Genomic DNA, 3,737 nt, shown 5'->3' on the forward strand with positions numbered 1-3,737 from the left:
TCGGCCGCACGCTGCTCGAGCTCGGCGGACAACAGCGGCGGCGTCGTGGCGCCGAGCGCCGACCTCGACCTCGCCGTCCGCGGCATCGTGTTCTCGGCCGTCGGCACGGCCGGGCAGCGGTGCACCTCGCTGCGCCGCCTGATCGTCCACGAGTCGATCCGCGCCGAGCTGGTCGAGCGCCTGGCCAAGGCCTACGGGACGCTCGCCATCGGGTCGCCGCTCGAGGAGCGCACGCTGGTCGGCCCGCTCATCGACGCGTCCGCCCGCGAGGCGTTCGAGGCCGCGATCGCCCAGGCGCAGGCCGACGGCGGCACGCTCGTCACCGGCGGCGGCGTCGCGCCGGTCAAGGGCGGCGGCCAGTACGTCGAGCCGGCGATCCTGGACATGCCGGCCCAGACCGACGTCGTCCGCACCGAGACGTTCGCGCCGATCCTGTACGTCCTGGGCTACGAGACGCTGGACGAGGCGATCGCGCTGCACAACGACGTCGCCCAGGGCCTGTCGTCGGCGATCTTCACGCTCGACGTCCGCGAGGCCGAGACGTTCGTGTCGGCCACCGGCTCGGACTGCGGCATCGCCAACGTCAACATCGGCACCTCGGGCGCCGAGATCGGCGGAGCGTTCGGCGGCGAGAAGGAGACCGGCGGCGGCCGCGAGTCCGGTTCGGACTCCTGGCGCGCGTACATGCGCCGGGCGACGAACACCATCAACTACTCCAGCGAGCTGCCGCTGGCCCAGGGGGTCGAGTTCGTGTGAGTCCCGCGGTCAGTGCCACGCGGCTGAGGGCGCGGTTCGCCGCCGCGCTCTCGGCGCTCTACGGCACCGAGGTGCCGGCCTACACGACGCTCGTCGAGGTGTCCGAGGAGGTCAACGCCGAGGTGCTCCAGCGCCTCGGTGACGAGGCCGAGCGGCTCGGCACGATCGAGCGGGTCACGGCCGAGCGGCACGGCGCCATCCGGGTCGGCACGCCCGAGGAGCTGGCCCAGGTGGCCCGCGTGTTCGGGGCCTGCGGCATGCACCCGGTCGGGTTCTACGACCTGCGCGAGGCGACCCCGCCGATCCCGGTGGTGTCGACAGCGTTCCGCCCGGTCGACCGCGCCGAGCTGGCGGCCAACCCGTTCCGCGTCTTCACCTCCCTGCTCGTCGTGGACGACCGGCGCTTCTTCGACGAGGGCCTGGAGGCCGAGCTGCGCGCCTTCCTCGACGCGCGCCGGCTGTTCCCCGACGAGCTGCTCGCGCTGGCTGACGTCGCTGAGCGCGAAGGCGGGCTGTCCGAGGGGGACGCCGACCGGTTCCTGGAGCTGGCGACCGCGTCGTTCGCGCTCTCGCCCGAGCCGGTCGACCGGGCCTGGTACCAGCGCCTGGAGGAGGTCTCGAGCGTCGCGGCCGACATCGGCGGCGTCACGACGACGCACATCAACCACCTGACGCCGCGGGTGCTCGACATCGACGCGCTCTACGAGCGCATGCAGGCGCGCGGGATCGAGATGATCGACCGCATCCAGGGGCCGCCGCGCACCGACAAGCCGGACGTCCTGCTGCGGCAGACGTCCTTCCGCGCCCTGGCCGAGCCGCGCCGCTTCCGCGAGCCCGACGGCGCCGTGGTCGACGGGACGCTCCGGGTGCGCTTCGGCGAGGTGGAGGCGCGCGGCGTCGCGCTGACGCCCGAGGGCCGCGCGCTCTACGACGCCCGCGGACTCGACGCGTTCCCCGCGACGGAGGCCGAGCTCGACGCGGCGAACCTGGCGTACTACGTCCGCGACGAGCGTGGCGGGCTGCAGCCGATCGTCTACGAGGACTTCCTGCCGAAGTCGGCGGCGGGCATCTTCGCGTCCAACCTGACGAGCGAGGGGCGCGCCGACGCGAGCCGTCGGGCCGCGGCCCGCGACGCCGCCTGGATGCAGGACGTCCTCGGCCGCGAGCTGCACGACCCGTACGCGCTGTACGAGGCCGAGCGCGCCGCCTCGCGCTGAGCCGGCCCGGACGCAGGTGACCCCGGCGAGGGTGGAGCCTCCCGGGGTCGTGGCCGCCACCCGGCGAGAGGTGGACGACCCCCTGAGCCTAGTCCTGCTCGGACGTCCGTCCAAGTCCGGTCCTGATCCCGGGTGGAATTGGCCCGCCTGAGTATTCACTCGGTGTATAGATGGGCCATGGCACTCATCCACGTGGTGCTGGGGCTGCTCGCCGAGGGCCCCCAGCACGGGTACGACCTGAAGCGCGCGCACGACGCGCGCTTCGCCGCCGCGCGTCCGCTCGCGTTCGGCCAGGTCTACGCCACGCTGGGCCGGCTCGAGCGCGACGGCCTCGTCGTGCGCGCGGGCACCGACCAGGACCAGGGCCCCGAGCGCGTCGTCTTCGACCTGTCGGCAGCCGGCCGCCGCGCGCTGGACGACTGGCTCGCCCAGCCCGAGGAGCCGGAGCGCTACGCGGCCGACGAGCTGGTCCGCAAGACCGTCACGGCCCTGGCGCTCGGCACGGACGCCGCCGCCTTCCTGCACGCGCAGCGCACCGCCCACCTGGAGGTCATGCGCGTGCTGCTCTCCGAGCAGGAGCACGTCACCGACGTCGCCCACCGCATCGCCCTGGACCACACGATCGCCCACCTGGACGCCGACCTGCGCTGGCTGGAGTCGGCCCGGGACCGGGTCACCGCCGAGAGGAAGAACGCATGAACAGCACCACCCTGCTGCACGCCACCGGGCTGCAGAAGTCCTTCGGACGCACCCCGGCCCTGCGGGGGGCGTCCGTCTCGGTCGGGCCCCGCGAGCGCGTCGCGCTGCGCGGACGCTCCGGCAGCGGCAAGTCGACCCTGTTGCTGTGCCTGGCCGGCGTGCTGCTGCCGGACGCGGGACAGGTCACCTACCTGGGCCGGCCGTACGCCGCGATGAGCGCGGACGAGCGGGCCCGGCTGCGTCGCCGTGAGATGGGGCTGGTGCTGCAGCACGGTCAGCTGGTCCCCGAGCTCACCGTGCTGGAGAACGTCGCCCTGCCGCTGCTGCTGGAGAAGGTCGAGCGCGGCTCCGCGACGCTGCTGGCGCACGAGTGGTTGTCCCGGCTCGGTGTCCTGGACGTCGCGGACGCCCGGCCGGCCGAGCTCTCGGGTGGTCAGGCGCAGCGGGTGGCGATCGCGCGGGCGCTCGTGACCGGCCCGCAGCTCGTCCTGGCCGACGAGCCCACCGGCTCGCTGGACACGGTCGGGGCCGACGAGGTGATGACGGTCCTGCTCGAGGCGACGCGCGGCTGCGCGACCGCGCTCGTCGTGGTCACCCATGACAACCGGGTCGCCGCGCGCATGGACCGCGAGGTCGTGGTCGAGGACGGCAGCACCGAGCCGGTGGGGGCGCTGCGATGAGGCCGCTGTGGCTCGTCGTCGTCCGCAGCGGCGGCCTGGGACGGCGGCGGTGGTCGCCGGCTGCACGGCGGTCACCAGCGGGCTGCTGCTCGTCGCCGCGTCGGTGGTGCGGCTGGGGGCCGAGCGCGTCCCGCACGAGCACCTGATGGGGCCGGTCGCCGACCCCGGGACCCGGGCGGGGGCCGTGCTGGGGATCGTGCTGACGGCGCTCCCGTTCCTGCTCCTCCTGGACCAGGCGCTGCGGATGGGGGCGAGCGGCCGTGAGCGACGCCTCGGTGCGCTCGCCATCGGTGGTGCCGCGCCCGCCGACCTGCGGCGGTGGGGTGCGATCGAGGTCGGTGTCCCGGCCGCGGTCGGCGCGACGGCCGGCCTGCTCGTCCACGCG

At 74.5% G+C, this 3,737-nt stretch carries 5 protein-coding genes; all 5 read left to right on the forward strand.

Annotation, left to right across the window (positions count from 1 at the left end; translation table 11 throughout):
- A partial coding sequence (locus AC2W7G_RS11330; protein ID WP_485868522.1) for an aldehyde dehydrogenase family protein occupies positions 1-756 on the forward strand: 756 nt, incomplete at its 5' end.
- On the forward strand, positions 753-1,973 hold the full coding sequence (gene hglS / locus AC2W7G_RS11335) for a 2-oxoadipate dioxygenase/decarboxylase (protein ID WP_485868523.1): 1,221 nt from the start codon (positions 753-755) through the stop codon (positions 1,971-1,973). The genes AC2W7G_RS11330 and hglS, both read left to right, overlap by 4 nt.
- Before the next feature lie 177 nt (positions 1,974-2,150).
- On the forward strand, positions 2,151-2,672 hold the full coding sequence (locus AC2W7G_RS11340; protein ID WP_485868524.1) for a PadR family transcriptional regulator: 522 nt from the start codon (positions 2,151-2,153) through the stop codon (positions 2,670-2,672).
- The gene (locus AC2W7G_RS11345; RefSeq protein WP_485868525.1) at positions 2,669-3,352 is read left to right on the forward strand and encodes an ABC transporter ATP-binding protein; all 684 of its coding nucleotides are present in this window, start codon (positions 2,669-2,671) and stop codon (positions 3,350-3,352) included. Before AC2W7G_RS11340 ends, AC2W7G_RS11345 begins: the two co-directional genes overlap by 4 nt.
- A gap of 49 nt (positions 3,353-3,401) precedes the next feature.
- Positions 3,402-3,737, forward strand: a 336-nt coding sequence (locus tag AC2W7G_RS11350; protein ID WP_485868526.1) for a hypothetical protein, incomplete at its 3' end; no start/stop codon positions are given.

It is taken from the genome of Aeromicrobium sp. PFPM2_SD2, from assembly GCF_057364525.1.

Coding starts and splice junctions, on each gene's coding strand:
- AC2W7G_RS11340 (WP_485868524.1), top strand. CDS start 2,151: ATGGCACTCATCCACGTGGTGCTGGGGCTGCTCGCCGAGGGCCCCCAG.
- AC2W7G_RS11345 (WP_485868525.1), top strand. CDS start 2,669: ATGAACAGCACCACCCTGCTGCACGCCACCGGGCTGCAGAAGTCCTTC.